Source organism: Streptomyces sp. NPDC085900 (assembly GCF_044540925.1).
Taxonomy (GTDB): domain Bacteria; phylum Actinomycetota; class Actinomycetes; order Streptomycetales; family Streptomycetaceae; genus Streptomyces; species Streptomyces gilvifuscus.
The window spans coordinates 934,545-956,631 of the sequence record NZ_JBITSP010000003.1; the positions used below are offsets into that span (position 1 = coordinate 934,545).

Genomic DNA, 22,087 nt, shown 5'->3' on the forward strand with positions numbered 1-22,087 from the left:
GAACTCCTGTGAACACCTGCGCAACTCACCCCGGGAGGGAAAGAACCGAAAGCCCCATTTGAGCAGACCCATTAGTCCGATTCATTCCAAAGCTCCCATGGACTTACTGTGCATCGAACCCGTTCATGAACAGCGGCCCCGGACGGCACGTTCTCCTTTTGAATAGGGTCACGGAGAAACGTTGTTTCGATTCTGAGATAGACATCACGAGAGCGGGTGCATGTTGCATGCGGAGTTTCCTGAAACCGGCGGCCGGGTTCACCTGTCTGTTTGCCCTGGCCACGACAGGGTGCTCCGCGGCGTCCGGGCCGAAGAGCACGGGGGCCTCGCCGGCGGACGACATGGCCTCGGTCACCTCGTACGCGCCGTACGTGAGTGCCGCGGATGCCTCCGCCACCGACTCCGCCGGCTCTCCGACGACGTACAACCTGGCCTTCGTCATCTCCGACGGCAGCGACTGCACGCCGACATGGGACGGTGAGGACTCCCTTTCCGACTCGGCCGTGAAGTCCCGGATCGCCCGGCTGAGGAAAACGGGCAGGACCGTACGGGTCTCCTTCGGCGGGGCCTCCGGAAAGGAGCTGGCGGCGACCTGCGGCAGCGCGACGGAACTGGCCGCCGCGTACGGCGAGGCGCTCGACGCGGCGGGCTCCGCACAGGCCGACTTCGACATCGAGGGCGACGAACTGACCGACTCCGCCTCGGTGGCCCTGCGGTCGAAGGCGATAGCCCTGCTGCAGAAGGAGCGCGAGGACCTGGAGGTCACCTTCACGCTGCCGGTCATGCCGTCCGGGCTCGACTCCGACAGCCTCGCGTTGCTGGGGTCGGTGAACAAGTACGACGTGCAGGTCGGCACGGTCAACCTCATGACCATGAACTACGGCGAGTCCTACACCGGCGACATGGGCGACTACGCCCTCACCTCGGCGAAGGCCGCGCACGCCCAGCTGAAGAAGGTGTTCGGGCTGTCGGACGCCGGTGCCTGGCGGGGGATGGCGCTGACCTCGATGATCGGCGTGAACGACATCAAGGGCGAGACGTTCACCCTGTCCGACGCCGCGCAGGTGCGGACGTTCGCGGAGGAGAAGGACATCGCGTGGGTCTCGATGTGGTCGACGTTCCGCGACCGGCAGTGCGGAAGCACCTCCGCCGCTGACGACGCGGCGACGAACTGCAGTGGCGTGCGCCAGAATTCGGGGGCGTTCGGCGAGGCGCTGGCGGGATGAGCCGACGGGCGAGGGCAGTTGGGGCTCGCGCTCCCCACGGTTCCTAGCGCCGCCGGTGCACGAGGCGCCCGGCGCACACCGTCGCGATGCAGGTGCCCGTCTCGTCGAACACGGCGACGTCGGCGCGGCCGGACTCGACGAGTGCGCGCGGCCGGGCACCGGACAGCACGAGGACGTCGTTCCGCTCGGCGGCCGCACGGAGTTCGGGCGAGTCGACGTACTCCTCGACGACCGCGACCGCACCCAGCTTCAGCACCTCGTGGACGCGTTCGCGCGGTGACGGGGCCTCCGGAAGGGGGCCCTCGTGGACGCGCCCGGGCCCGAGCACCCCCGGCCAGCTGCGCGTCCGCGCCCCCGGGAACCGCTCCTCGACCTCCGCCAGCGGACCCACCGCGGCGATCCGGTCGCCCTCGACGACCACGGCACCGTCCGCGACGGGCTCGGCGTCCCAGCTGATCCGGACCTCCGGCGCCGCGTGAATCGTCAGCACGGCTGCGTCAGTTGGAAGCGAGCAGCTTCAGCTCGGGGTGGGCCGTCCCGCCCTCGATCGCCGTGGACGAGATGTGGGACATCACCCGCTCGTCGACCGGGTCGTTCGCCGGATCGTCGTGCACGACGAGGTGCTCGTACGTCGTCGAGCGCTGGGCCGGAACCCGCCCCGCCTTCCGGATCAGGTCGATGATCTCCATGCGGTTGGAGCGGTGCTTGGCACCGGCCGAGGAGACGACGTTCTCCTCCAGCATGATCGAGCCGAGGTCGTCCGCGCCGTAGTGGAGGGAGAGCTGGCCGACCTCCTTGCCCGTCGTCAGCCAGGAGCCCTGGATGTGCCGGACGTTGTCCAGGAACAGCCGGGCGATGGCGATCATCCGCAGGTACTCGAAGAGCGTGGCCTGCGTACGGCCCTTCAGGTGGTTGTTCTCGGGCTGGTAGGTGTACGGGATGAACGCCCGGAAGCCGCCCGTGCGGTCCTGGACGTCACGGATCATCCGCAGGTGCTCGATGCGCTCGGCGTTGGTCTCGCCCGTGCCCATCAGCATCGTCGACGTGGACTCGACGCCCAGCCGGTGCGCGATCTCCATGATCTCCAGCCAGCGCTCGCCGCTCTCCTTCAGGGGCGCGATGGCCTTGCGGGGCCGCTCCGGCAGCAGTTCGGCACCGGCGCCCGCGAAGGAGTCGAGGCCGGCCGCGTGGATGCGGGTGATGGCCTCATCGACCGTCACCCCGCTGATCCGGGCCATGTGCTCGACCTCGCTCGCCCCCAGGCTGTGGATGACGAGCTGCGGGAACTCCTTCTTGATGGCGGCGAAGTGCTTCTCGTAGTACTCGACGCCGTAGTCCGGGTGGTGGCCGCCCTGGAACATGATCTGCGTGCCGCCGAGTTCGACCGTCTCGGCGCACCGGCGCAGGATGTCGTCCAGGTCGCGCGTCCAGCCCTTGTCCTTGTCCTTCGGGGCGGCGTAGAAGGCGCAGAACTTGCACGCCGTGACACACACGTTCGTGTAGTTGATGTTGCGCTCGATGATGTACGTCGCGATGTGCTCCGTACCCGCGTACTTGCGGCGGCGCACGGCGTCGGCGGCGGCGCCGAGCGCGTGCAGCGGAGCGTCGCGGTAGAGGACGAGCGCCTCCTCCGGGGTGATCCGCCCACCGGCGGCGGCTCGGTCGAGGACGGCTGTGACATCAATCGAGGTGAGGTCGGCCTTCTCGGTCACCGGGGTCCCCTTCGCAGGCTTCGTCGAGGGTGTGGACGGACTCGGCCAGCCTACGCCAGCCCTCCGACAAGCCCGACGTCAGGCCGCGTAGGCACCCGCGAGCAGCCCCAGGAAGGCCCCGCCGATCAGGAACGGACCGAAGGCGATGGCCGTCTTGCGCCCGGCCCGCCGCGCGACCACGAGCGCGCCGCCGTACAGCGCCCCGAGCAGGAAGGCGGCGAGCGCCCCGAGCATCACCGTCGCCCACCCGTACCACCCGAGCACGGCCCCGAGACCGAGGGCCAGCTTCACGTCCCCGAAGCCCATGCCACCGGGGTTGAGCAGGAACAGCGCGAAGAACCCGGCCCCGAGCGCGAGGGCGCCGTACAGCGCGTGCGGCCAGTCGCCCGCGTGCTCCGGTACGAACGCCACGGCGCCCAGCAGGGCCGGCGCGAGGCCCGCGAGCGGCAACGTCAGGACGTCCGGCAGCCGTTGCACCCGGAAGTCGACCGCGGCGAGCAGGACGCCGACGGGCGCGAGCAGCAGCCACACGGCGAGTTCGGGCCGGGTGCCGGTGGCGGCGGCGAGAGCGGCGCACACGAGGGCGGTGGCGAGGGAGAGAGCGAGGGCACCGGGACCGTACGACGGCCGCCGCTTCGTCCGTACGGCGGTCCGGCCCGCGTCACCCGCCGCTTCGGCGCACCCCGCGCAGCGCCCCGGCCCGAGCCAGCCGTCGAGCGGGTGCCCGTCCGGGCACGCGGTACGCCAGTCCTCTTCGGCCGGTACGGAGAACCGGTAGGCCGCCCGCGGCAGCAGCGCGCCCGCCACCGCACCCCAGACCGCGGCGACGCCCACGAGCAGCCCGTCCAGCAGGTCCCCCATGGGCTCCCCCTCTTCCCCCCGCCGCCTCCCGTGCCGCGCCCAGTGTCAGACACCGCCGAGCATGGACGCCAGGCCGCGGTCGAGGGCGGGGCCCAGGGGTTCGCCGCCCGGCTCGGCGATCTCGTACGAGCGGAGCAGGAAGCGGCGGAGGGCGGGCGTGTCGAAGCGGACCACGGCGACACCGGCGGGGGTGCGGAACTCGACGTAGGTGCGGGCGGGACCGCCCGGGCGGATGTGCACCGAACCGACACCGGCGGGGGCGCCGAGACCCTCCTCCAGGAGGGTGCGGGCGAAGGTCCAGGTCACCTCCTCGTCGTCGAGCGAGATCCAGGCCGGGAAGACGAGGTGGACGGCCAGCGGGTCGGCGCAGGTGTAGCGCAGGGTGACGGGGACGGCGAGTTCGTCGTCGTCGGGGGTGAGCAGGTGGGCGCCGGTGGGCTGTTCCAGGGTGATGGGCACGAGGGTCTCCGATGTCGGGCGGGGCTGCGGCCGGTTGGGGCGGCGTACCTCTTCGAGTGCCGGGTCTCGGTGGTCATTACGCGGGTACGGAAAGTTGTTGGTGTGATGTACGTCACTTTCTGTGCCGCTTGAAACTTTAATTGAAAGTTTTGCCATCTAGGCTGACAAACCCTTTCCGGCCTCAGCAGGCAGCACTGGAGCGTTCCGCCATGTCCGACGGTTCCGCCACGTCCTCGTACGCCCGGATGTACGAGGAGCAGCAGCCGCGTCTCGTCGCGTATGCCCGCTCCCTCACCCGGAACGCCTGGGCCGCCGAAGACCTTGTCGCCGAGGCCCACTTCCGGGTGTGGCGACGGCTGGCCGCGGGACACGAGATCGAGAACGTGCCCGCGTACCTGATGACGACCGTGCGGCACCTCGCCACGGCCGCCGGGAGCACGGCGCGGGAGACGCCACGCGATCCGCAGGGCGATGAGCGGGTCGTGGTGGGCCGGCAGGGCTCCGTGGACGACCCGGCCGACCGTGTCTCCTCCGTCGACCTGCTGGTGCGGGTCCTGGGGCAGTTGCCCGAGCGGTGGGTCAAGGCGCTGTGGCTGTCGGAGGCGGAGGGGCAGCCGCTGGCGGCGATCGGGCCGCAGCTCGGCACCAAGGAGGGTGCGACGGCCGTGCTGCTGCACCGGGCGCGGGAGGGGATGCGGCAGGCGTTCCTGCGGGCCCAGACCGGCGCCCCCGACGACCCCGCGTGCCAGGTGCACTTCGCCCGGATGCCCGCCTACGTACGGGGCGCCGCCACGGCGCGCCAGTCCGAACGCCTGCTCGCCCACGTGGACACCTGCGCCGACTGCCGGGCCCGCCTCGCCTCCCTGATGACCGCCAACGACCGGCTCCCCGCACTGACCGGCCCGGCGTTGCTGCTGCTGGCGCTGGGGGGTACGGCGAAGTTCCTGCTGTCCTCCGGGGTGGGGGCGGCGGGGGCCGCCGGGGCCGGTGGGCATGGCGGTGGCGTGTTGCACGCCGTGCGGCACGGAGTGGTCGGCGCGGCCAAAGCGCCCCTCGCCGTCACGGCCGGCGCGGTGGTGGCCGGCGCCGCCGCCCTCTGCCTGGTGCTCGGGCCGGGCGGCTCCTCCCCGGCCCCGGCCGGGCGGACGCCGGTCGCGGACGCGCCGGTGACGCAGGTGCCCGTGACCGGGGCGCCGACGTCGGCGCCTTCGGACGGGGCACGGGACCGCAGGTCCGAACGAGGTGAGGCCTCCGGCCGGACCGATGTGCGAGTCGGTTCGGGGGACGCGGGCGACACCGCCGACGGGGGCGGAACGCCCGCCCGCGACAAGGGAGTCGACGGGACACCGGCGCCGGCGGCCCCGGCAGACGGACCGTCGGGGGACACGCCGTCACCGTCGCCGTCCGCTCCCGCGCCGAGCAGTCCGGCACCTGGCGATACCACCCCGGCCGACCCCGCGCCGACCGACCCGGCACCGAGCGAACCGACACCGACCGACCCGACACCGAGCGACCCCGTGACGGCCGACCCCACACCGGCCGAGCCGACACCCTCCGAAACCGAACCCCCTCCCCCCGTCGCCACCCCGTCCCCCGGCTGCCACCACCACCCCGGCGGCACCCCTTCTCCGGACCCTGACCCGCCCTACCCGATCCGCGACAACCGAGCCGTCGGATTCCCCTCCGCCTCGCTCTCCGCCACGTACCTCAGGTCGTCCCCGACCCGGGACAGCCGGACCGTGTGGGGCGTCGGGTCGCAGCCCGCGTGGTTGGAGTCGGCGCCCGCCGAGGTGACGAGGAGATCCTTCTTCTTCACGGACTTCAGGGTCAGGACGTCGTCGCAGACGCCCCCCAGCTGGTCGGTCTGGCGGAGTCTGCCCAGTTCCGCGCCCACCGCGGCCTGATGGACGGTCAGCCGGAAGGTGCCGTCCGGCAGGGTGCCGCCCAGGGCGGTGGCCTGCCCCTCCCAGGTGCCGAGGTAGGCCGCGGGCACGTCACCGGTGCCACCCGGCGTCGTACCCGAAGCACTGGGAGCACCGGAGGCGGTGGCAGTGCCGGAAGCGGTGGGGGCACTCGAAGCGCTGCCGCCCACGCTCGGCGCCGGTGAGTACGCGCCGCGGTCGCTGCCGCTGGAGGCGGAGTCGTCGTTGCCGTTGCCCGGCAGCAGGTCGAACACGAAGACCGACCCCACCGTCACCGCCGCCAGCGCCCCCGCGACCGCCAGCGCCACGGTGCAGCTCAGTCGCCGTCCACGCCCGCCGTCCCCGGGCGTGGAGGCCGCCGCCACGGAGACGGACAGCTTGCCGGGCGGTTTCCCGACGGCGTCCGGCGGCGCGTCACGCGGCTCCGGCACCGCTGCACTCTCCGGCAGCCGGCCGGGAGCGGAGGGCGGCACCATCACCGGCGCCGGCCCGAACTCCCCGACCGTCGGCTGTCCGGCCCCTTCGCCGCCGACCGTCACGGCGTCGCCGACCGAAGGGCTGCTGAACCCCACCGGCCCGGAGGCCACCTCCTGCACGTCGAGGTTCAGCAGTTGTACGGCGCTGCGGCTCACCTGCTCCACCAGCGCCCCCGGCAGCCATCCGCCCGTCACCAGCCGCGCCGCCCCCTCCGGAGCGAGCCGCCGGGCGACCTCCCCGGGGGCGGGCCGGGCCGCGGGGTCCTTCGCCAGGCACGCCTGCGCCACCTCGCGCAGCTCACCGTCCAGGGAGCCGAGTTCGGGTTCCTCGTGCACGACCTTGTAGAGCAGGGCGGCGGAGGAGTCGCCCGGGAACGGCGCCTGCCCGGTCGCCGCGAACACCAGCACCGCGCCCAGCGAGAAGACGTCGGCCGCGCCCGTCGCGCTCTTGCCGGTGATCTGCTCGGGAGACATGTAACCGGGCGAGCCGATCGAGACACCCGTGGAGGTCAGGGACGCCGTGCCGTCCGTGGCGCGCGCGATGCCGAAGTCGATCAGCAGCGGGCCGTCGAGGGTCAGCAGGACGTTGGAGGGCTTCACGTCCCGGTGCACCAGGCCCAGTTCGTGCACGGCGGCAAGCGCCTCCGCCAGCCCCGCGCCCAGCGCCCGTACGGAATGGACGGGCAGCGGCCCGCGGTCCGCGACCGCCGCCGCCAGCGACGGTCCGGCCGCGTACGCCGTCGCCACCCACGGGACCGCCGCCTCCGGGTCGGCGTCGAGCACCGGGGCCGTCCAGGCGCCGCCCACCTTCCGGGCGGCCTCGACCTCGCGCCGGAACCGGGCGCGGAACTCGTCGTCGAGAGCGAAGTGCGGGTGCACGATCTTCACGGCGACCGTGCGTCCGCCCGCGCTGCGGCCCAGGTAGACGCGGCCCATCCCGCCGGAGCCCAGCCGGCCGAGCAGCCGGTAGGGCCCCACGGCGCTGGGCTCGTCGGCTCCGAGCGGTTGCATGACGTCCACCCCTCCCCCGCATCCCCCGTAACGACGAGAAAAGGGTAGTGCGCCGTTCCCGCGCCGCTCGGGGTCGGAGCGGACGTTCAGGCTCGGAGCAGACACTCACAGCTGGAGCAGGCGTTCAGGGCTGAGCAGACCTTCAGGGCTGGAGCAGGTCGACCTTCACGTCCGCCGGGAATCCGGTGGTCGGCCCGACGCGCCGGGCGAACTCCGCTACCGCCGCCAGCTGCTCGGCCCCGAACCGGAAGTCCAGCGTGGTGAAGTACCGTTCCAGCACCCGCTCGTCGAACTCCTCCCAGCGGGCCGCCTGCTCGGCGACCTTGCCGACCTCCTCCAGGGAGAGGTTGCGGGAGGCGAGGAAGGCCTCGTGGACCTTGCGGGTGATCTCCGGCTCGCGCTCCAGGTAGTCGCGCCGGGCCGCCCACACCGCGAAGACGAACGGCAGCCCGGTCCACTCCTTCCAGAGCGTGCCGAGGTCGTGCACGTCGAGGCCGTAGCGTGGGCCCTCGTGCAGGTTGGCCCGCAGCGCCGCGTCCCCGATGAGCACGGCCGCGTCGGCCTCCTGCATCATCAGGCTGAGGTCGGGCGGGCAGGTGTAGTAGTCGGGCTGCACGCCGAAGCGGTCGGCCAGCAGCAGCTGGGCGAGACGCACGGACGTGCGCGAGGTCGAGCCCAGGGCGACCCGGCGGCCGTCCAGTTGCTCCAGCGGTACCTGCGAGACGATCACGCAGGACATCACCGGGCCGTCGCAGCCGACGGCGATGTCGGGGAAGGCGACCAGGTCGTCCGCGTTCTTGAGGAACTCGACGAGGGTGATGGGCCCGATGTCGAGGTCTCCCTGCACCAGCTGCTCGCTGAGCTTCTCCGGGGTGTCCTTCGTCAGCTCGAAGTCGAGGAGCGTGCCCGTCCTCGCAAGCCCCCAGTACAGGGGCAGGCAGTTCAGGAACTGGATGTGGCCGACGCGCGGCCGGGTGCGAGAATTGTCCACATCGCGAGGCTAGCCCCTTTGAGGTACGCTCCAGTCTTCGCCCCCTCGGTCAACCGGACTCCGATCTTCAAACTTCCGGGTGACGTGATCTTGGCCTCTATTGCTTTCGGCTGCCCGCGTGCTAGGCTCGCCGCAAGTTGCAGTTTGGTTTCCCTTGCAGTACAGAGCCTGCGGAGCATGTAACCGCAGGCTCTAGTCGTTTTCAGACGTATGCAGTGCGGCATTAGCTTTCACATGCAGGTTCTGGAGCAGGGCAACCCTTTGGGCCCAAGGAGGGCTTATGGCTACCGGAACCGTTAAGTGGTTCAACGCCGAAAAGGGCTTTGGCTTCATCGCCCAGGAGGGCGGCGGCCCCGACGTCTTCGTCCACTACTCCGCGATCAACGCGAGCGGTTTCCGTTCGCTGGAGGAGAACCAGCAGGTCTCCTTCGACGTGACCCAGGGCCCGAAGGGCCCGCAGGCGGAGAACGTCACCCCCGTCTGAGGCGAGCCTCGTCTCTGATCCGGACCTGATGCAGTACCCAAGGAGCCCCGCGCCGCAAGGCGGCGGGGCTCCTGCCTTTTGGGCCCGCGTTCCTACACGTGCTGCATGACGAGGACGAACGCCGTCCCGGGCGCCAGCGCCTCGTAGGAGTGCGGCACGTCGCCGCGGTAGGTCATGTAGTCCCCGGGCGCCAGCTCGACCTCCTCCCCCGCGGGCCCGGCCTTCACCCGCCCCGCGCCGACGATCAGATGTTCGACCGTGCCCGGGATGTGCGGCTCCGACTCCCGTGCCGCCCCGGGCTCCGCCCGCAGGTGGTAGATGTCCCGCCGGGCGCCGGGCGGGCTGGCGGACAGCAGCGTGGCGACGTAGTCGGCCTTCTCGGAGGCCACGGTGGGCCCCTGGCCGGCGCGGATCACCTGGACGGCGGACGTCGGCGGTTCCACCAGCACGCTGAAGGGCACCCCGAGCGCCACGCCCAGCGCCCACAGCGTCTCCACGCTGGGATTCCCGCTCGCCCCCTCCAGCTGCGACAGCGTGGACTTCGCGATGCCGGCACGCTTGGCCAGCTCGGACAGGGAGAGCCCGGCGCGCGTGCGCTCACGGCGCAGGGAGGCCGCGATCCAGTCCAGGGGGAGCCGGGCGGGCGAGGGCGGTGCGTCGGACATATGGTTCGCTCCATCGGTACGATCGTTCGCCTTGACGAACACGTCGACTGCTGTCCATTGTAGAGAACATGCGTACGGCAGAGCGAACACAGAGCGGTGCGGACGGGTCGCGGCACCGGGACCTGGTCCGGGACGCGTCACTGGTCTGGGTGGCCAGCGGGGTCGTCGGGGTGTCCTTCGGCGCGATCGCCGTGACGGGCGGTCTGCCGGTCTGGGTCCCGGTCGTGATGTCCCTGACGGTCTACGCGGGCTCGGCCCAGTTCAGCGCGGTCGGTGTCCTGCTCGCCGGGGGCGGCCCGCTGGCGGCGGCGGCCACCGGCCTGCTCCTGAACACCCGGACGGCCGCCTTCGGCCTCGCCGTCGCCGACGTCCTCGGCCCGGGGCGCCTGACGCGCCTGGCGGGAGCCCATCTGGTGACCGACGAGACGGTGGCCTTCGCCCTCGCCCAGGCCGACCCGGTACGGCGGCGGGCCGCGTTCTGGGTGTCGGGGATCGGCCTGTTCGCCGTGTGGAACCTCGGTGTCCTGGCCGGCGCGCTGGCCGGGGACGCGCTGGGCGACACGGCGAGGTACGGCCTGGACGCCGCCTTCCCCGCCGTTCTGGTCGCGCTGGTCCTGCCGACGCTGCGCGCCGACGCACGGGTACGGCGGTGCGCGGTGCCCGGCGCGGCGCTCGCCCTCGCCCTCACCCCGGCCGTCCCGGCGGGCGTGCCGGTGCTGGTGGCGCTGGCGGGACTGGCCCTGTACGGCCGCAAGGAGGTACGGGCGTGAACGCGACGGTCGCCATGATCCTGGCCCTCACGGTCGGGACGTACGCCTTCCGGCTGGTCGGACCGGCGCTGCACGGGCGTGTCGAACTCCCGGCGCGCGTGCAGGAGCTGCTGTCGGCGGGCGCGGTCGTGCTGCTGACGGCCCTGCTGGCGACGGGAGCGCTGACGGAGGGCGGCGGCTTCGCGGGATGGGCGCGGCCGACCGGGGTGCTGGTGGGGGGTGTACTGGCGTGGCGCCGGGTACCGTTCGCGGTGGTCGTGCTGGGGGCGGCGGGGACGGCGGCGGTGCTGCGGCTGGCCGGGGCGGCCTGAGGGAGCGGGTCCCGGCTCGTTGTCAGTGGCGGCCGCTACGGTCGCGACCATGACCGACATCGAGACCGAGACCGGCGGCGAGCCCGAGACCGAGGGCGACGGCGAGCCCGACAGCGGGTTCGTGACCAGCACGCGGGTGTTCTACGACGCCATCGCCGAGGACTACGCGGCCATGTTCGAGGGCTACCTCGTGTCCACACCCCTGGACCGGGCGGTACTCGGCGCGTACGCCGAACTAGTGGGCGGCGAGGGCGCGGTGGCGGATCTGGGGTGCGGGCCGGGGCGCGTCACCGCACACCTCGCCTCGCTCGGCCTGCGGGTCTTCGGTCTCGACCTGTCGGAGTCGATGCTGGCGATCGCCCGCCGGGAGAATCCGGGGCTGCGGTTCGAGCAGGGCTCGATGCTGGACCTGGACATTCCCGACGGGTCCCTCGCGGGTGTCGTCTCCTGGTACTCCACCATCCACACGCCCGCGGACCGGCTGCCCGACGTCTTCGCCGAGTTCCACCGGGTGCTCGCGCCCGGCGGTCACCTGCTGGTCGGCTTCCAGGTCGGCGACCGGCCCCGGCGCCACGACCGGCCCTTCGGGCACGACGTGGCGCTGGACTTCCTGCGCCGCCGACCGGACGACATGGCCGAGCTGTTGAGGCGTGCCGGATTCGCCCTCCACTCACGGACGGTGCGCGAAGCGGAGGAGGCCCTCGGCGAGTCGACCGCCCAGGCCTTCCTGCTGGCCCGCAAGCCGGACCCCGCCGCCCGGGAGGTCTCCTAGAGGCCCTGTCGTCAAATTCCCGTCGTCCGCCCGCCGGGCAGGCGGGAATTTGACGACAGGGCCTAGAGCGCCCCGGCGATGTCCAGTGCCGCGATGTAGCCGAACGTCATCGCCGGGCCGATGGTCGATCCGGCGCCCGCGTAGCTGTGCCCCATCACCGCGGCGCTGGCGTTCCCGGCGGCGTACAGGCCGGGGATCACCGAGCCGTCGGCGCGCAGCACACGCGCCCGTGCGTCGGTGACCATGCCGCCCTTGGTGCCCAGGTCGCCGGGGACGATGCGGAAGGCGTAGTACGGGGGCAGCCACAGAGGCGCGAGGCAGGAGTTCGGCAGGACGGAGGGGTCGGTGTAGTAGTGGTCGTAGGCGCTGTCGCCGCGGTGGAAGTCGGGGTCCTTGCCCTGCAGGGCCTGGGAGTTGAAGCGGTCGACGGTGGCGCGCAGGGCGGCGGCCGGGATGCCCACGGCCGTGGCGAGGGCGTCCAGTGTCCAGGCCTTGCGGACGGCTCCCGAGCTGTACCAGCTGTCGGGGAAGGTGAACGTCGGGGCGACGTCCTTGAAGAGGTAGCGGTTGCGGTAGTTCTGGTCGACGATCAGCCAGGCCGGGATGTCGGGTGCGCTGGGGTCGAGTCGGTACATGGTGTGCACGACGTCGCTGTACGGGCCGGCCTCGTTGACGAAGCGCGCGCCGGCCGCGTTGACGAGGAGACCGCCGGGGAGGGTGCGTTCGGCCAGGCAGAAGTAGGGCTGGTCGGGCAGCGGTATGGCCGGCCCCCACCAGGCGTCGTCCATCAGTCCGAGCGCGGCGCCTGCACGCTGCCCGGCCCGGATGCCGTCCCCGGTGTTCTCCTTCGCGCCCACGGTCCAGTCCGTGCCGATGGGCTGCTGCTGGTACTGGGACCGCATGGCGGCGTTGTGCTCGAAGCCGCCGGAGCCGACGACGACGGCGCGGCGGGCGCGTACCAGGCCGGGCCCGCCGTCGCGCGTGACCACGGCTCCCGTGACGGCGCCGCTCTCGACGTACAGGTCGGTGAGCGGGGTGCCGAGCCAGACCGGGACGCCCGCGTCCATCAGCCCCTTGCGCAGCCCGGCCGCGAGCGACTGCCCCATGGTCAGCGGCTTCTGCCCGAGCACGGCCGCCTTGGTGCCGCGCGCCAGACACTCGGCGGCGACGGCGGCGCCCCTGGCACTCACCGCGGCGAGGGCGAGCCACTTGTAGTCGGCGCTGAAGACGACCATGCCGGTGGGGACCTGCATGTACGGCGGGTTGAGACGGGCGAGTTCGGCGCCGAGCAGGTTGCCGTCGAGCTGGTCGGGTTCGATGGACCGGCCGTTCGGCAGGCCGCCCGGGAGCTCGGGGTAGTAGTCGCTGTACCCCTCCATCCAGCGGAACCGCAGCGGGCTGTTGGCCATGACGAAGGAGATCATGTCCGGGCCGTGGGCGAGGAAGGCGCTCTGCCGGGCGGCGGGCACGTCGGACCCGACGACGGCCGCGAGATAGGCGGCGGCCTTGGCGGGGGTGTCCGGGACGCCGGCGGCGAGGATCACGGGGTTGTTGGGGATCCAGACACCGGCACCGGAGCGAGCGGCGGAACCGCCGAAGGTGGCGGCCTTCTCCAGCACGACCGTCGACAGGCCCCGTCGGGCGGCGGTGAGGGCGGCGGTCATCCCGGCGGCGCCGGAGCCGATGACGACGACGTCGTAGGTGCCGAGGAGGGGCAGGTCGGCGGCGTCGGCGGTGCGGGCGCCGGCCGCGAGGGTCATTCCGGTCGCGGCGGTGGCGCCGAGCACCTGCCGCCGCGTGGGGCGCGCATCGATGGGGGTGGTACGTCTCGTGGGTTCCGCGCTCGTGGCCATGGCAGGTCACTCCAACCGGGCTGTGGACGGGGTGGGTTGCGCGGTGCGGAAAGGTGCAGGTACGGGGTGGGGAATGTGGCGCGGGGGTCTTGGTAAGTCAAGAGCCGTGCCGGCCCGAGCCCAGCGTGGCGAGGCAGTCCTGCCAGGCCCGGTCGCTCAGCAGGGGCCGGAAGCGGGTGAAGAGGGCGAGCAGGTCGGGGCCCCACCGGGCGCGGAAGTCCCGGTCGCGGTGGGCGAGGTCGAGCTCGTTGGCGGCGGTGAGCTCGGCGAAGTCCCGGCGCGGACGGGTGGGCGGGTCGAGGCTCTGGCCGGTGAAGCGGTCGTGGAAGAGGGAGCCCGGGGTCGCGAGGTCGGGGTAGGTGGCCGCGCGGTCGCAGCAGGCGTAGAGGTACACGAGTTGCTCGGCCTCCGGGCCGATCACGGCGGCCAGTTCGGGCCGCCGGTCCAGGGAGAGCAGGGCGGTCGGGAAGCCGTCGGTGCCGTAGGCGGCGTGGCAGAGTCCGGCGATCTGGAGTTCGGGGCGGGCGCCCCAGCCGGCGAGGCGCTCGCGCACCCGGTCGAGGTGGGCGAGGAGGGTGCCGCCGGGGTGTGGTTGGCGGTCGGCTCCCAGGTCTCGCAGCAGTGTGGTGGCCTGGTCGAGGACAGGGGTCCGCGGCACGGTGAAGTCCCTTCGCGTCTGGGTCGGCACCCGCTCCGGCGCCTGGAGCGGGTTGCCGCCCGTCGGGCCCTGCGACGATCGTCGTACGGACCGATGGGCTCAGTCAATCCTTGGGATTTCTCACGAACTCCAAGTGTTAGCTTGGGTGTTGTGACCCTGGACGATCTACGTGTGTTCGTCGCCGTGTGCCGGGCCGGGAGCCTGAGCGCGGTGGCCCGGGAACTCGGATGCACCCAGTCGGCGGTGAGCCAGCACGTGAAGCGGCTGGAGCGCGAGACGGGCGTGGCACTGCTGGAACGGCAGGCGCGCGGGGTGGCGGCGACACAGGCCGGGCGCGTCCTGGAGGCCGCGGCGGCGGAGGGCCTGTCGGGCCTGGAACTGGCCCTGCGGCAGCTGCGCGACCTGGTCGACGGCGAGGCGGGACACGTACGGGTGGCGACCGGGGCGACGACCGTACGGCACTTCATGTCGGACGCGGTGGTCGAGTTCCGCCGCCGCCATCCCAAGGTCAACCTCGAGTTCCGTACCGTCAGTTCGGGGCGCGGCAGCTTCGAGGCGCTGACCGACGGCACGCTCGACCTGGTGTGGATCACCCTCGGTCCGCCGGCCCGGGGCATCGAGCAGCGGGCGGTGGTGGAGCTGCCGTGGGTACTGGCCGTACGGGAGGACGACCCGCTCGCCGGCCGGGGGTCGCTGGACGCCGGGGAGTTGCACGACCTGCGCCTGATCCGCCTGCCGCCCAACTCCGCCTCGGCCCTCCATCTGGACGCCGCCTGCGGGGAGTTGGGGGTCCGCCTGGGCTACGACACGAGCATCGCCGACTGGGACACGGCCCTGCTGCTGGCGGAGCTCGGCGTGGGCCGCGCCGTGGTGCCCGCCCTGCCCGGCCTGGCGGTGCCCGGCGCCGGGCCCCTGCGCCTGGTCCCCCTGCCCCGCCTTCGTCCGCTGCCGGTGGGCTGGGCCGTTCGCCGGTGGGACGCCCTGAGCCCGGCGGCACGGGCGTTCGCGGACACGGTGGTGGAAAAGCGCCGACGGGCTGGCGCCCTTCCCGCCCCGAGCCTCAGCGCTCGTACAGCCCTTCGATCTCGGCCGTGAACTCCTTCATCACGGCCTCCCGGCGCAGCTTCATCGACGGGGTCAGATGGCCGTCCTCCTCGGTGAAGTCCCGTGGCAGGACGGCGAAGCGGCGGATCGACTCGGGCCTCGACACCAGCTTGTTCGCCTCGTCCATCGCCCGCTGCAGGATCGCCAGCAACTCGGGGTCGTCGACCAGGAGTTCCGCGGGCACCGGGTGCTTGCCGTTCATCCGGCGCCAGTGACTCACGCCGTCCATGTCCAGGGTGACGAGGGCCGCGATGTAGGGGCGGGCGTCACCGACCACCATGACCTGCGAGATCAGCGGGTGGGCGCGCAGCCAGTTCTCCAGCGGGGCGGGCGCCATGTTCTTGCCGCCCGCGGTGATGAGGATCTCCTTCTTGCGGCCGGTGATGGTGAGGTAGCCCTCGTCGTCCAGGCGGCCGATGTCACCGGTCGCGAACCAGCCGTCGGTCGCGGCCGGGATCACTCCGCCGCCGTGCGGGTCCCAGTAGCCGCGGAAGACCTGGCCGCCCTGCAGCAGGATCTCCCCGTCGGCAGCGATCCGGACCTTGGTGCCGGGCATGGGCCAACCGACCGTGCCCAGGCGGGGCTTGAGGGGCGGCGTGACCGTGGCCGCGCCCGTCGACTCCGTCAGCCCGTAGCCCTCGTAGATCTCCATGCCGGCCCCGGCGTAGAAGGCCGCCAGCCGCCGCCCGAGCGGGGAGCCGCCGGAGATGAGGTGCCGGATCCGGCCGCCCATGGCGTTGCGGATACGGCGGTAGACCAGCGGGTCGTAGAAGGCGCGGGCCGCCTTGAGGGAGGCGCTCGGGCCCGGGCCGGTGCCCGCCGCGCGGGCTTCCAGCGCCTCGCCGTAGCGGACGGCGACCTTCGCCGCGCGGTCGAAGACGCCGGCCCGGCCGCCGTCCTCCGCCTTGGCCCGGGCGTTGTTGTAGACCTTCTCCAGCATGTACGGGATGCAGAGCAGGAAGGTCGGGCGGAAGGTGCCCAGGTCGGTCAGGAGGTCATCGGCCTGCAGGCTGGGCGCGTGCCCCAGGCGGACGCGGGCCCGTATGCAGGCGATCGCCACCATGCGGCCGAAGACGTGCGAAATGGGCAGGAAGAGCAGGGTGCAGGGGTCGTCCGACTTGGACTTGAAGATCGGGTAGAGGAGTTCGATCGCGTTGTCGACCTCGGACAGGAAGTTGCCGTGGGTCAGGACGCAGCCCTTGGGGCGGCCGGTGGTGCCGGAGGTGTAGATGACGGTGGCGAGCGTGTCGGGCACCAGCATGCCCCGGCGTACGGCGACTTCCTGGTCCGGGACGGGCTGCCCGAGTTCCGCCACCCGCTCCAGGTGCCCCTTCTCGACGATCCACAGGTGGCGCAGGTCCGGCAGCCGGCTGAGCTCCGGGCCCAGCGCGGCGGCCTGCCCGGCCGTCTCCGTCACCAGGGCCACCGCGCCGGAGTCCTGCAGGATCCAGCGGGTCTGGTAGACGGAGGACGTGGGGTAGATGGGGACGGTGACCAGACCGGCGGCCCACGCGGCGAAGTCCAGGAGCGTCCACTCGTAGATCGTCCGGGCCATGACGGCGATGCGGTCGCCGGGGACCAGGCCCTCCTGGATCAGGCCCTTGGCCAGCGACAGGATCTGCTGCGCGAACTCCGCCGCCGACACGTCCGTCCAGCCGCCGTCGTCCCGGCGGCGGCTGAGGACCCGGGCGTCCGGTGCCGCCTCCGCGTTGTCGAAGGGCAGGTCGGCGAGCGAGCCGTGGACGCGCGGCGGCACGAGCGGCGGTACCGACGTCTCGCGCACCTCGCCGTCCAGCCGTCGGATCTCGGGCTCCACCAACTGAGGGACGCCGTCGTAGTCGGACGCGGACGGGTAGGGCACGGGCACGGACATGGCAGCTCTCCTGGGGCGGGCAGCTCGGTACCGCTCTGCAGTGGTACGTGCGGTGCGTACCGAGTTGTTCACCGGCGGTGTGCGGCTGGGATGTTACCGCGGGTTACAGCAGAAAGGATACGGTGCGCACATGGCGACTTCGTAATGATTCGGAAATGCTCCGGAGCCGGGCCTGTGCAACCTTTACGGCGACGTGCGCCCCTCTCCGCTATCGAACGCCCTGACGTCCCTGGCGGTAGAGCCGCTCGATCTCTTCCGCGAATTCCTCGGCGATCGCCTCCCGCCGCAGCTTCATCGACGGCGTCAGATGGCCGGCCTCCTCGGTGAAGTCGACGGACAGGACCGTGATGCGGCGGATCGACTCGGGCCTCGACACCAGCTTGTTCGCCTCGTCCACCGCGCGCTGCAGGATCGCCAGCAACTCGGGGTCCTCCTGGACGAGTTCGGCGGTGACGGCGGGATGCTTGCCGTTCATCCGGCGCCAGTGGCCGACGCCCTCCATGTCCAGGGTGATCAGCGCCGCGATGTAGGGGCGGTGGTCGCCGACGACCATGACCTGCGAGATCAGGGGGTGTGCCCGCAGCCAGTTCTCCAGCGGGGCCGGGGCCACGCTCTTGCCGCCCGCCGTGATCAGCATCTCCTTCTTGCGGCCGGTGATGTGGAGGTAGCCCTCGTCGTCCAGGCGGCCGATGTCGCCGGTCGCGAGCCAGCCGTCGGTGGTCGCGGGGACGACCCCGCCCGCGTTCGGGTCCCAGTACCCGCGCAGCACATGGTCCCCGGACAGCAGGATCTCGCCGTCGGCGGCGATGCGGACCTTCGTCCCGGGCAGAGGCCAACCGACCGTGCCCAGGCGGGGCTTGAGGGGCGGCGTGGCCGTGGCCGCGCCGGTCGTCTCGGTCAGGCCGTAGCCCTCGTAGATCTCGATGCCCGCGCCGGCGTAGAAGGAGGCGAGCCGGCGGCCCAGCGGGGAACCGCCGCAGATCATGTACCGGACCCGGCCGCCCATGGCGGTGCGGATACGGCGGTAGACCAGCGGGTCGTAGAAAGTGCGGGCCGCTCTCAGCGCGGCGCTCGGGCCCGGGCCCGTGCCCGACTGGCGGGCCTCGCGCGCCTCCCCGTACCGGCGGGCCACGGCGGCCGCGCGGTCGAAGGCGGTGACCCGGCCGCCCGTCTCGGCCTTGGCGCGGGCCACGTTGAAGACCTTCTCCAGCATGTACGGGATGGTGATCAGGCAGGTCGGCCGGAAGCTCGCCAGGTCGGGCAGCAGGTCCTCCGACTTCAGGCTCGGGGCGTGACCCAGGCGCACCCGCGCGCGGATGCAGGCGACGGCCACCATGCGCCCGAAGATGTGCGACATCGGCAGGAAGTGCAGGATCGACGCCTCTTCGCTGGTCCGGGACCGGAACACCGGGTAGAGGAGTTCGACGGCGTTGTCGACCTCGGCGAAGAAGTTGCCGTGGCTGATGGCGCAGCCCTTGGGGCGGCCCGTGGTGCCGGAGGTGTAGACGACGGTGGCGAGGGTGTCGGGGGCGAGCATCCCGCGCCGCACGTCCACCTCGTGGTCCCGCACCTGCGCCCCGCGTTCCGCCAGCCGCTCCACGTGCCCCTTCTCGATGACCCACAGGTGGCGCAGGTCCAGCAGCCGGCTCAGCTCCGGGCCGAGGGCGGCCGCCTGGGCCGCGGTCTCGGTGACGAGCGCGACGGCACCGGAGTCCTGCAGGATCCAGCGGGTCTGGAACACGGAAGACGTGGGGTAGATGGGGACGGTGACCAGGCCGCAGGCCCAGGCGGCGAAGTCCAGCAGCGTCCACTCGTAGAGGGTGCGCGCCATGACGGCGATCCGGTCCCCCGGCGTCAGCCCCTCGGCGACGAGGCCCTTCGCCGTGGCCAGCACCTCCTCGGCGAACCGGGCGGCCGTCACATGCGTCCATCCGCCGGACTCGGTACGGCGGCTGAGGACCTTGTCCTCGGGGGCGATACGCGCGTTCTCGAAGGGCAGGTCGGCCAGGGAGCCGTACGTCGTCGGCGGGACGAAGGGCGGTACGGAGACCTCGCGGACCTCCCCCTCCAGCCGCCGGACGACGGGCTCCACGAGGACCGGCGTGCCGTCGTAGGACGTGGCGTGGACCGCCGGCCCGGCGGCGGGAGACGTGCTGGACACGGGCGACTCCAGAGCTCCGACGGAGTTGCCCTGCGGGGGAGTTGCCGCAGGTGGGGAGAGGAGATCGTACGGCCCTCGCGTGAGGGGCCGGTGAGGGTTCGACGATGGTCCGGCGGCGGGGGTGCGTCAGGGATGTGCAGTCTCGTCGCTTTTCTCGGCGATCGAACGGTACCAGCCGGTATGTTGAACAATTTTCACCTCCTGACCTCGCCTTACCTCGGGTAACCTGACTCTGGAGTAAGCAGGCTTTCGCATGGGAGATGGACATGGCCGACCGCTATCTGCGCTTCGCCGACACCGCCGCCGGCCGCTTCCTGACCCGCAGACTCGGACTGCCGCAACCGGCGCCGCTGCTGCGCTGGTCCCCCGAACGCCCCACGCTCGAAGGCGGCCTGCTCCACCTCACGGCCGGCCGGTCCGACCTCGGCCTCGGACCCGTCCTCGCCCGTACGGGACTGCCGACCGGGTCGGCCGACGCCCCGGCCGCCGTCGTCCTCGACGCCTCCGGTGTCCGGGACGTCGACACGCTCGCCGAGGTGCACGCGGCCCTGCACCCCGTGGTGCGGTCCGTCGCGGCGAGCGGCCGGATCGTCGTCCTGGGCGCGCCCCTCGACCCCGCCGACCACCACCAGGCCGCCGCACAGCAGGCGTTGGAGGGGTTCGTGCGCTCGCTCGGCAAGGAGATCGGCCGCGGGCGGACGGTGAACCTGGTGCGGCTGACGGACGCCCCGGCCGCCGAGTCGACGCTGCGTTTCCTGCTCTCCCCCAAGTCCGCCTACGTCAGCGGACAGGTCATCGCCGTCGGGGAGGGCGAGCAGCCGGACGCCGACCCGGACCGTCCCCTCGCCGGCCGCACCGCCCTGGTCACCGGCGGCGCCCGCGGCATCGGTGAGGCTGTCGCCGAGACGCTGGCCAGGGACGGTGCCCGGGTGGTCGTACTGGACGTGCCGCAGGCCGAGGAGGACGCGGCGCGCGTCGCGGCCCGCCTCGGCGGAAGCGCGCTCGCGCTCGACATCACCGCCGCGGACGCGGGCGAGCGGATCGCCGCAGCGCTCCCGGACGGGCTGGACGTCCTCGTCCACAACGCGGGGATCACCCGGGACCGCCGGCTGGTCAACATGGCCGCCGAGCGCTGGAGTTCGGTCCTCGATGTCAATCTGGCGAGCGTGCTGCGCACGACGGACGCCCTGCTGAAGGAGGGGACGCTCAGGCCCGGCGGGCGGATCGTCGCCACCGCGTCCATCGCGGGCCTGGCCGGGAACGCCGGGCAGACCAACTACGGCGCGAGCAAGGCCGGGATCGTCGGGCTGGTCCGCTCGCTGGCGCCGCGCGCCCTCGCCGAGCACGGCGTGACGGTCAACGCGGTGGCGCCCGGGTTCATCGAGACGAAGATGACGGCCGCGGTCCCGCTGTTCATCCGCGAGGCCGGCCGCCGGATGAACTCCCTCGCGCAGGGCGGTCTGCCGGCCGATGTCGCCGAGACCACGGCCTGGCTCGCGCACCCGGGCTCGGGCGCGGTCAACGGCCAGGTCGTACGGGTCTGCGGCCAGAGCCTGCTGGGGGCGTGATGTCCGTCGTCCTCGCCCAGCCGCCCGCCCTCGCCCCGCTGCTGGCCCGCGGCGCCCTGCTCTCCCCCTTCAAACGCCCCCGCCCGGACGCCGACTTCCCCCACGACCGGCTCGTGCTGCCCGCCCTGCGCATCGACCTGGCGCACCTGGCGGCCTACGAGCGGGTCTGCGGCTTCGCGACCGGCGAGGACGCGCTGCCGCCCACCTATCCGCACGTCCTGGGCTTCCCGCTGGCCATGCGCCTGATGAGCGACCGGGGTTTCCCGCTGCCGCTGCTCGGCCTCGTCCACACCTCCATCGAGATCACCCGGCGCCGCGCGCTGCCCGCGACCGGGGAGTACGAACTCGCCGTGTACGTCGGCGGACTGGAGCCGCACCGGCGCGGGACCGAGGCCACGGTGATCACCGAGATGCGGGCCGGCGAGGAGCTGGTCTGGGAGTCGCGGAGCACGTATCTGGCCCGGCACCGCACCCGGTCGGCCGGTGAGACGCCCAGGGGCGAGCGGGAGGCCCTGCCCGAGGTCGCCGAGTGGCGGCTGGCCGCCGACATCGGACGGCGCTACGGCGCCGCGTCCGGCGACCGCAACCCCATCCACCTGCACCCGCTCACCGCCCGCCTGTTCGGCTTCCCGCGCGCCATCGCCCACGGGATGTGGACGGTGGCCCGCTGCCTCGCCGCGCACGGGGCGCCCCAACGCGTCCGGGTGCGGGCCGAGTTCAGGGCGCCGGTGCTGCTGCCGGGCACGGTGACGTACGCGGCGCGGGACGGGCGGTTCGAGCTGCTGGGGAACGGGGGCCGGCTGCATGTGAGCGGCGTCGTGGACGACCTCACGACCGGCGGACGGTGACACCGCCCAGCAGACCCCACGCGTCGACCCGGACGGTCGGGCCGCCCGGTTCGCTCGGTCCGTCGTCCTTCACCCCGCCGAGGCGGATGCCGTGCACCTCGACGCGGACGTCGGGGCGGACCCTGAGGCTGACGCCGCCGATCAGGCTGAGCTTGGTGATGCGCAGTTCGGCGCCGTCCGGGATGTCGACGTCGGTCAGGTCGACGTCGGCGCCGCCGATGAGGGAGGCGGTCAGGGTGCGCTCGTGCAGGGTCTCGCCCGTGAGGCGGTGACCGCCGATGAGGCTCACCTTGACGTCGGTCTTCCGCGGGTCCTCGCCACTGGTCTTCGTCATGTGCACGAAGGTACGGGCGGGGGTCGCC

The 22,087-nt window shown here is 72.5% G+C and carries 20 protein-coding genes and 1 pseudogene; 9 read left to right on the plus strand and 12 right to left on the minus strand.

Annotated elements, in window-relative coordinates:
* Positions 1 to 227: 227 nt before the first annotated feature.
* The gene (locus tag ACIGDI_RS13770) at positions 228 to 1,226 is read left to right on the plus strand and encodes a chitinase (RefSeq protein ID WP_399895014.1); all 999 of its coding nucleotides are present in this window, start codon (positions 228 to 230) and stop codon (positions 1,224 to 1,226) included.
* Positions 1,227 to 1,269: 43 nt separating this feature from the next.
* Here ACIGDI_RS13770 and ACIGDI_RS13775 read toward each other — a convergent pair whose 3' ends face one another.
* The 4 genes from ACIGDI_RS13775 to ACIGDI_RS13790 all read right to left on the minus strand — a co-directional run bounded on the left by ACIGDI_RS13775 (position 1,270) and on the right by ACIGDI_RS13790 (position 4,258).
* The gene (locus tag ACIGDI_RS13775) at positions 1,270 to 1,716 is read right to left on the minus strand and encodes an imidazolonepropionase-like domain-containing protein (protein WP_399895017.1); all 447 of its coding nucleotides are present in this window, start codon (positions 1,714 to 1,716) and stop codon (positions 1,270 to 1,272) included.
* 7 nt (positions 1,717 to 1,723) lie between these two features.
* Positions 1,724 to 2,938, minus strand: a complete 1,215-nt coding sequence (mqnC, locus tag ACIGDI_RS13780; RefSeq protein ID WP_399895020.1) for a cyclic dehypoxanthinyl futalosine synthase — start codon at positions 2,936 to 2,938, stop codon at positions 1,724 to 1,726.
* Positions 2,939 to 3,016: 78 nt separating this feature from the next.
* A complete protein-coding gene (locus ACIGDI_RS13785) occupies positions 3,017 to 3,799 on the minus strand; it encodes a prepilin peptidase (protein WP_399895022.1) in 783 nt (260 codons plus the stop codon).
* A 45-nt stretch (positions 3,800 to 3,844) separates the two neighbouring features.
* Complete coding sequence (locus tag ACIGDI_RS13790; RefSeq protein WP_390630700.1) at positions 3,845 to 4,258, minus strand: SsgA family sporulation/cell division regulator; 414 nt, start codon at positions 4,256 to 4,258, stop codon at positions 3,845 to 3,847.
* 245 nt (positions 4,259 to 4,503) lie between these two features.
* On the opposite strand from ACIGDI_RS13790, the pseudogene ACIGDI_RS13795 reads away from it, so the two are divergent.
* Positions 4,504 to 5,064: pseudogene (locus ACIGDI_RS13795) on the plus strand (RNA polymerase sigma factor); the annotation flags it as partial.
* An 839-nt stretch (positions 5,065 to 5,903) separates the two neighbouring features.
* Here ACIGDI_RS13795 and ACIGDI_RS13800 read toward each other — a convergent pair.
* Both ACIGDI_RS13800 and ACIGDI_RS13805 read right to left on the minus strand, forming a co-directional pair.
* Positions 5,904 to 7,667, minus strand: a complete 1,764-nt coding sequence (locus ACIGDI_RS13800) for a protein kinase (protein ID WP_399895026.1) — start codon at positions 7,665 to 7,667, stop codon at positions 5,904 to 5,906.
* 142 nt (positions 7,668 to 7,809) lie between these two features.
* Positions 7,810 to 8,658 carry a menaquinone biosynthetic enzyme MqnA/MqnD family protein gene (locus ACIGDI_RS13805; RefSeq protein WP_399895029.1) on the minus strand — a complete coding sequence of 283 codons (849 nt, stop codon included), beginning with the start codon at positions 8,656 to 8,658 and terminating at the stop codon, positions 7,810 to 7,812.
* Positions 8,659 to 8,938: 280 nt separating this feature from the next.
* Between ACIGDI_RS13805 and ACIGDI_RS13810 the strand changes: the two genes are divergently transcribed.
* Positions 8,939 to 9,142 carry a cold-shock protein gene (locus ACIGDI_RS13810; protein WP_003992177.1) on the plus strand — a complete coding sequence of 68 codons (204 nt, stop codon included), beginning with the start codon at positions 8,939 to 8,941 and terminating at the stop codon, positions 9,140 to 9,142.
* A 92-nt stretch (positions 9,143 to 9,234) separates the two neighbouring features.
* On the opposite strand, the gene ACIGDI_RS13815 is transcribed toward ACIGDI_RS13810, so the two are convergent.
* The gene (locus tag ACIGDI_RS13815; protein WP_399895032.1) at positions 9,235 to 9,807 is read right to left on the minus strand and encodes a helix-turn-helix domain-containing protein; all 573 of its coding nucleotides are present in this window, start codon (positions 9,805 to 9,807) and stop codon (positions 9,235 to 9,237) included.
* A gap of 68 nt (positions 9,808 to 9,875) precedes the next feature.
* Between ACIGDI_RS13815 and ACIGDI_RS13820 the strand changes: the two genes are divergently transcribed.
* Genes ACIGDI_RS13820 through ACIGDI_RS13830 form a run of 3 tightly spaced genes read left to right on the plus strand, consistent with a single transcriptional unit; the run spans position 9,876 to position 11,660 of the window.
* Positions 9,876 to 10,577, plus strand: a complete 702-nt coding sequence (locus ACIGDI_RS13820) for an AzlC family ABC transporter permease (RefSeq protein ID WP_399895035.1) — start codon at positions 9,876 to 9,878, stop codon at positions 10,575 to 10,577.
* 14 nt (positions 10,578 to 10,591) lie between these two features.
* Positions 10,592 to 10,888 carry an AzlD domain-containing protein gene (locus ACIGDI_RS13825; RefSeq protein ID WP_399895295.1) on the plus strand — a complete coding sequence of 99 codons (297 nt, stop codon included), beginning with the start codon at positions 10,592 to 10,594 and terminating at the stop codon, positions 10,886 to 10,888.
* A 49-nt stretch (positions 10,889 to 10,937) separates the two neighbouring features.
* Positions 10,938 to 11,660 carry a class I SAM-dependent methyltransferase gene (locus tag ACIGDI_RS13830; RefSeq protein ID WP_399895038.1) on the plus strand — a complete coding sequence of 241 codons (723 nt, stop codon included), beginning with the start codon at positions 10,938 to 10,940 and terminating at the stop codon, positions 11,658 to 11,660.
* Positions 11,661 to 11,722: 62 nt separating this feature from the next.
* Here ACIGDI_RS13830 and kstD read toward each other — a convergent pair whose 3' ends face one another.
* The gene (gene kstD / locus ACIGDI_RS13835; RefSeq protein WP_399895041.1) at positions 11,723 to 13,513 is read right to left on the minus strand and encodes a 3-oxosteroid 1-dehydrogenase; all 1,791 of its coding nucleotides are present in this window, start codon (positions 13,511 to 13,513) and stop codon (positions 11,723 to 11,725) included.
* Between the two features lie 97 nt (positions 13,514 to 13,610).
* Complete coding sequence (locus ACIGDI_RS13840; protein WP_399895044.1) at positions 13,611 to 14,171, minus strand: DUF6817 domain-containing protein; 561 nt, start codon at positions 14,169 to 14,171, stop codon at positions 13,611 to 13,613.
* Between the two features lie 150 nt (positions 14,172 to 14,321).
* Here ACIGDI_RS13840 and ACIGDI_RS13845 point away from each other — a divergent pair, with 150 nt between their 5' ends.
* Complete coding sequence (locus tag ACIGDI_RS13845; protein ID WP_399895047.1) at positions 14,322 to 15,266, plus strand: LysR family transcriptional regulator; 945 nt, start codon at positions 14,322 to 14,324, stop codon at positions 15,264 to 15,266.
* Here ACIGDI_RS13845 and ACIGDI_RS13850 read toward each other — a convergent pair.
* Positions 15,232 to 17,148: an AMP-dependent synthetase/ligase gene (locus ACIGDI_RS13850; RefSeq protein ID WP_399895050.1), complete on the minus strand. Its 1,917-nt coding sequence runs from the start codon at positions 17,146 to 17,148 to the stop codon at positions 15,232 to 15,234. The genes ACIGDI_RS13845 and ACIGDI_RS13850 overlap by 35 nt on opposite strands.
* A gap of 208 nt (positions 17,149 to 17,356) precedes the next feature.
* Positions 17,357 to 19,309 (minus strand): AMP-dependent synthetase/ligase, encoded by a 1,953-nt coding sequence (locus tag ACIGDI_RS13855; RefSeq protein ID WP_399895052.1) that lies wholly within the window; start codon positions 19,307 to 19,309, stop codon positions 17,357 to 17,359.
* 266 nt (positions 19,310 to 19,575) lie between these two features.
* Between ACIGDI_RS13855 and ACIGDI_RS13860 the strand changes: the two genes are divergently transcribed.
* Both ACIGDI_RS13860 and ACIGDI_RS13865 read left to right on the plus strand, forming a co-directional pair.
* Positions 19,576 to 20,877 (plus strand): 3-oxoacyl-ACP reductase, encoded by a 1,302-nt coding sequence (locus tag ACIGDI_RS13860; protein WP_399895055.1) that lies wholly within the window; start codon positions 19,576 to 19,578, stop codon positions 20,875 to 20,877.
* Positions 20,877 to 21,725 carry a MaoC family dehydratase gene (locus ACIGDI_RS13865; protein WP_399895058.1) on the plus strand — a complete coding sequence of 283 codons (849 nt, stop codon included), beginning with the start codon at positions 20,877 to 20,879 and terminating at the stop codon, positions 21,723 to 21,725. Before ACIGDI_RS13860 ends, ACIGDI_RS13865 begins: the two co-directional genes overlap by 1 nt.
* On the opposite strand, the gene ACIGDI_RS13870 is transcribed toward ACIGDI_RS13865, so the two are convergent.
* Positions 21,706 to 22,059: a hypothetical protein gene (locus ACIGDI_RS13870; protein WP_399895061.1), complete on the minus strand. Its 354-nt coding sequence runs from the start codon at positions 22,057 to 22,059 to the stop codon at positions 21,706 to 21,708. The two genes, ACIGDI_RS13865 and ACIGDI_RS13870, sit on opposite strands and share 20 nt — an antisense overlap.
* Between the last annotated feature and the right edge of the window lie 28 nt (positions 22,060 to 22,087).